Origin of the sequence: Magnetospirillum sp. SS-4, assembly GCF_902729425.1 — a bacterium.
Lineage (GTDB): Bacteria > Pseudomonadota > Alphaproteobacteria > Rhodospirillales > Magnetospirillaceae > Phaeospirillum.
Genome location: NZ_CACVCH010000104.1, coordinates 1 through 5,024 on the forward strand (window position 1 = coordinate 1; position 5,024 = coordinate 5,024).

5 protein-coding genes and 1 pseudogene are annotated in these 5,024 nt (G+C 59.9%); 2 read left to right on the forward strand and 4 right to left on the reverse strand.

All coding sequences use genetic code 11. The features are described from left to right. Positions 1-71: 71 nt before the first annotated feature. Positions 72-1,040 (reverse strand): annotated as a pseudogene (locus MTBSS4_RS17570) (Rpn family recombination-promoting nuclease/putative transposase). Between the two features lie 31 nt (positions 1,041-1,071). Further along, positions 1,072-1,656, reverse strand: a complete 585-nt coding sequence (locus tag MTBSS4_RS17585; RefSeq protein WP_217425573.1) for a hypothetical protein — start codon at positions 1,654-1,656, stop codon at positions 1,072-1,074. A 143-nt stretch (positions 1,657-1,799) separates the two neighbouring features. Here MTBSS4_RS17585 and MTBSS4_RS17590 point away from each other — a divergent pair, with 143 nt between their 5' ends. Both MTBSS4_RS17590 and MTBSS4_RS17595 read left to right on the forward strand, forming a co-directional pair. Continuing rightward, positions 1,800-2,687 carry an RNA polymerase sigma factor gene (locus MTBSS4_RS17590; protein ID WP_254432643.1) on the forward strand — a complete coding sequence of 296 codons (888 nt, stop codon included), beginning with the start codon at positions 1,800-1,802 and terminating at the stop codon, positions 2,685-2,687. Positions 2,688-2,712: 25 nt separating this feature from the next. Then, positions 2,713-3,378 (forward strand): hypothetical protein, encoded by a 666-nt coding sequence (locus MTBSS4_RS17595; RefSeq protein ID WP_173984685.1) that lies wholly within the window; start codon positions 2,713-2,715, stop codon positions 3,376-3,378. A gap of 79 nt (positions 3,379-3,457) precedes the next feature. Here MTBSS4_RS17595 and MTBSS4_RS17600 read toward each other — a convergent pair whose 3' ends face one another. Both MTBSS4_RS17600 and MTBSS4_RS17605 read right to left on the reverse strand, forming a co-directional pair. Continuing rightward, positions 3,458-3,901, reverse strand: a complete 444-nt coding sequence (locus MTBSS4_RS17600) for a hypothetical protein (RefSeq protein ID WP_173984686.1) — start codon at positions 3,899-3,901, stop codon at positions 3,458-3,460. Positions 3,902-3,970: 69 nt separating this feature from the next. Then, positions 3,971-4,924, reverse strand: coding sequence for a caspase family protein (locus tag MTBSS4_RS17605; RefSeq protein WP_173984687.1), 954 nt, complete (start codon positions 4,922-4,924; stop codon positions 3,971-3,973). Positions 4,925-5,024 lie beyond the last annotated feature (100 nt).

A 5,024-nucleotide genomic window follows, 5' to 3' on the forward strand; every position in this document is an offset into this window, starting at 1 on the left:
TGCCCTCTCCACAATAAAATCAATCGGTTGCGGGAGCCATCAGTGCCCTGGCAGTGCGTCGGAACGCACCTTCAGTTCGTGGCGCTGAACAGCACATCCAGGCTCGAAGCCTCCATCAGGCGGTCAAGCCACGTCTCGACCGAGACAGCATCGGCGGCCAAAACGCGAGCCTGCAGATCGGCTGGTAGTGGGCCGAACCGCTTTTCAACGAGGCGAATGAGAGCCTTGGCTTCGCCCCTGGCTTCGCCCTCGACGCGCCCCTCGGCGACGCCCTCTGCCTTCCACCGCTTTTTCCAGGTCTCACCCAGATTCGCCAACATTGACCGCATCTCCATCATGTCGCCGGGCACGATCACCGAAGCCTCGTAGCCTTCAATCGCCTGCCGCACCAGTTCGGTGAACAGCTTTTTCAGTTCATCGTAGCCCGGATGACGCCGAAACCATGCTACCACGTCATCGATCAGTCCTGCCAATTCTTCCGGCTCGTGGGGGTGTTCAAGCCGGAACAGCAATGCCGCCAAGCTGTCGCGGATCGCCAGTTCCTTTTCCGGCACCGCGCCCATGTCGAGGAGATGGCAGCGGGCGCGCGGCTGCCAAGGCCACAGTGGCGACTCGGCGGGCAAGGCGATCAGCGGGACGGTGTCGGTCGGGGCGTGCCACCGGTGTTCGCCGTTATAGAGGACCAGGGTCAGCACAGGCGGCAGGCGGTCGCCGGATTTCAGTTTTTTCTCGGCAATCAGATGCTGCCACAGCATCCCCTCGTAGACCTGGGTGCGGACAGCCATCCACCAGCCGATCGACGATTGAAACTCTCACAGGATATGCAAGACAACGTCCTCGCCATCGACTGTCGGTATTCTCCAGATCACATCGCCTTCACGGCGCTTGCCGTCACGGTCATGGAACTTGGCGTTGATTCGCTCCATGCCGGCAAAGTCCAGCCCGACAGCCATGGCCTCGGGCACGAACTCACGCACAAGCTGCTCCGCCATCAGCGGATGGGAGAGCAGGCGATGGTAGAGGGCATCAGGACTGGACATGGTCACCGTCTATCACGCCGACGCCGGGCTGTCACCGGCAGCCGGCAGATCGGCGGCGCGCCATGTGGACCCGGAAGCGCGGCCATACAGCGGCACCGCTCCGGCCAGCAGAGTGTGGTCGGGCCGGAAACCTTCGACGATTTTGTTGAACGGGACGGCACCGCAGCCGGGCGTCAGGCATCCGCCGCAGGGTATCGACATCGAGGCGGGTCATAGCGGTTGGAGCAGTCCTTCCGTTTCCATCAGCGCCAGCGTCTCGGGGACGGTGATTCCGGCCTGGAAGCACAGCCACTGGCCGGGTATGGCGGTGCCACATCAGGTCGAAGCGCTCGCCGCTGACATGGTCGAGGCGGGCGAAGGCGTGGTCGAATTCCTCGCCCGCTGTGTCGGCGAAACCCGAGCGGTAGCGCTGGATGAAGCTGTAACGGTCGCCGCGCCACTTGCCGGTGATGTCGACGGGATAGGTGAATTCGGTGGGACGGATCTCGGGCAGGAAGCGGGGCTTCAGCACCTCGTCGATGAACCGCTCGCAGGTGGCTGCGATGGCCGCCTTGTCGTCCTTGCTCAGCCCCTTGACCCAAACGCCCCGCTGCATCGCCGCCGTGCCCCCTCCCATTCGCCAACTCCACATCATGGCAAAGGGAACGGCGTGGCGCTACAGGCGAACAAGCATCCTGAAAGGCCTCGGCCTCACGCTTCTTCTTTCTCCCTTTTCTGAATTTGGGCTAACCTCAGACCTTGCTTGAAGGGGGCATTCCTGTGGTGGCCGTCGATACAGCCCAAGACCGAGATGTCGTCCGGTCCGTCATCGAGGGCAAGCCGCTGGCTTGGGACAGGCTTGTGCGCCGCATTGCCGATACGGTCTGGGCTGCCTGCCGATTGCTCTGTGGGGATGATGCTGACGCCCGTGGAGCGTTCTCGGATGTCATGGAGGCCCTTCGCGCCGATGGTTTCCGGCGGCTGCGGGCCTATAACGGCTCCAGCCGGATCGAGACCTTCGTCGCCCTGGTGACCAGGGATGTACTGGCCGAGCGGCTGTTGCGCCTGTTCCAAGCCCATTCTGTGTCCGATGGCTGGGCCGCGTTCGAGCGGTTCTTCGCCGCCGACATCAATCGCATCATCAGCCGCCGCCTTCCCGGAGCAGATCGTGTGGACTTACGCCAAGATGCCTACCAGGACATCTGCGTGGCGTTGATCGCCGACGATTACCGGCGGCTGAAAGCGTATCGCGGCATCGGCAGCTTCACTGGCTTCGTCCTACACATGGTGGACCGGTTGCTGATCGACTTCATCCGCAGCACCATGCCGCTCCGTCAGCAGAGGGCCGAGGCCCAGACAACGGAATGGGAAGACATCCCCTCGGATCAGCCATCGCCGGAAGATGCCCTGTTGGAGCAGGAAGGGGGGCGCCTGTTGTCGTTGGCATCCGAGGTTCTGCGAGAGGCCGCTGCCAGCCTTTCCGAGACGGAGCGCCTATACCTGCACATCGCATTAGGTAGCGGTGAACCCATGCCAGCCCGTGAAGTCGCCCGCCTGATGCGTCGCCCGGTGGAGGAGGTCTACAAGCTGAAGCAGCGGGTCATGACCCGGCTGCGCGACACCCTGGACCGGCATCCGGCGGTCAAAATGTGGAAGGCGTCCGTCTAATGGTTCAGCGAGGAGACATCAGACCGTGACCCCCGGCCCCCTTCATGCGCTGTTCGAGCGGCTTTTCGGCAATGCCGACAATGCGGCGGGAGATGGCGTCCATCCACGTCAAGTCGCCCACCTTGCGACGGGCCTGGATCGTGGCGAATCGGACGCGCTGGACGTCGCAGAACTGGCGGCGTATCTGGATGGTGGGTTGAATGAGACGGGCCAGCAGGACATCCACGCCCGCCTGTCCCAATCCCCCACGGCCCTCCATGACGCCGCCAGCGCCGATACGTTCCTGGACGCGCTGGCGGCATCACGGGAAGCCGCTCCTGCTGACTTGATGGCATCCGCCGTCGCCATGAGCCGGGTGGCGGCGACATTGCCGTCGTCACCACCTCGGTCATTCCCGATCTGGAAATGGTCGGGCGTCGCGCTGGCCATGGCGGTTGCCGCCCTGGCCGTATTGGTCATCGTCAGCCGCACCGCCCCTCCGACCGACACCACTCAGCCGGTTACCGCCAAGTCTGCTCCAACACCTGTTACGCCCGCTGACGGCCCCAGGCTTGCCCAACCTCGGCCCCGTCAAGGGGAAAGCACTCCTCCCCCGGTGGTGGCCGGAGAGAAGACTGCGCCAACCTATCTGGCACCGGCGGCATCCCAGGAAACCATGCCGCAGCCTTCCGTTCGCCGGGAGATACCGTGAGCGGATCAGAAAAGCACGAGCGCCACTTACGGATAAATACGAATGCGCCCCTGCTGAACATAAAGCAGAATCTACCGCCTTAATACCGTATTGCTACACCTGAAATTCTCCTCTCGCTTGCATTATATCCAATTTGGATTTGCTCATTGCTTTTAATAATGACCCCATTCGCTCCTATGCTGGCGGCCTCTTTTTTCAGAGCCCGCATTGCAAGCGTAAGATCTTCTTTCTCGCCCGCGACCTGCAGGCCAAGAGCACTTTTAACGTCGAGACTCGCCAATCCGCGAAGAGCGTACATCTCCATATTTGCCATCCCCCTGGCATTAATTATTCCTATCGTTTTGAATTGGAAGTTTGGCTCAGACAAAAAAACTTCCACATATTCTGGGCCTATTTGGGGATAACGCTCAATGCCACTAAGTATATGCGTCGCATCAGATATGCCATCCGGCACGGTTGGTCTTGCGCATGAGCATAAAGCTCCGGATAGCATTGTTATTATCAGAAACTTTGCGACTCTCATATCTACCTCCTGGCGCATAAATTCCGCAGGGAAAAAGTCAGCCGCAGCCAATGCTAGAATTCCACCAAGTCACCATGATGAGATCACCCTGCTGCCATCGCCGATCAACTGGGGCGTTTGAGCCCGCCCCAATTTGGCTGCCTCGACTGTGATCTTTTCGGCAAGATAAGCTTCCAGCTTGGCGGCGGTGATGGTGCGGTCGGGACCGGCGGCTTCGCCCTCCAACCCCTTCATCAGGAAATAGCTGAACAGACCGTGCTTGGCGGCAGGGAGAGAGCTGGACAATTGATCATTCCCCGCAGCAGCCAGGATGGTGACGTTGGGAGGTGCCGCCAGTTCCTTGGCCGTCACCAGGATCGGGCGGGCAGAAGCCACCAAAGACTCCTTGCCCCGAGTCCCGCCGGAGTAGCAGGTGTCAAGAAACAGGGTGGTAGATGCTGCGCCAGCCTCTGATATTCCATCAACTAGGTCCTTGCGACGAATGGCACTCTCCTCCAGCAAAGCGCTCTCACCATCGTAAGGCATAAGAAACAAGTTGCTACCGTCTTCAGAAGACAGACCATGACCTGAAAAGAAAACAAATACATCGCTTTGCCCTTTTGCAATCAGTGGCTTGACCCAAGTTCGGACAGCCTTTTGGATGTCAAGGCGGCGGGCATCGGTTCCGGTCAGCAGCTTGACGCGGTCACGAGGAATACCAAGTGCATTGATGGCATAATCGTAAAACCTACGGGCATCATTTTCAGCGAACTCGGCTGATGGAGCAGATTGATACCGCTCCACTCCGATAATCAGAGCAACTCCCTTTGGGCGCGGCTTTGACTTTGCTTGGTTGGGAGCCAATAGCGGAATTGCGGCAATGCTCTTAGAGTCAATCGTGCGCGTTACCTTTACGGAGGTTTCCCCAGTCTTTCCCCATTCATCAATTGCCACCAGTCTGAATTCGCTATCCCCCAGCGAAAGACCTCTGGGAACCGAGAACTTTCCATCCGGTTGGAAGGAAATCTCGGTGTCATTGATCATCAGGGCTGTTCAACGCTGCGATCGCCTGATCGATCGTGGCGTTATGCCGGATGAAAAGTTGCCGATTCCCCTGATGGCTTTTGTCTGAATCTATAGGGGG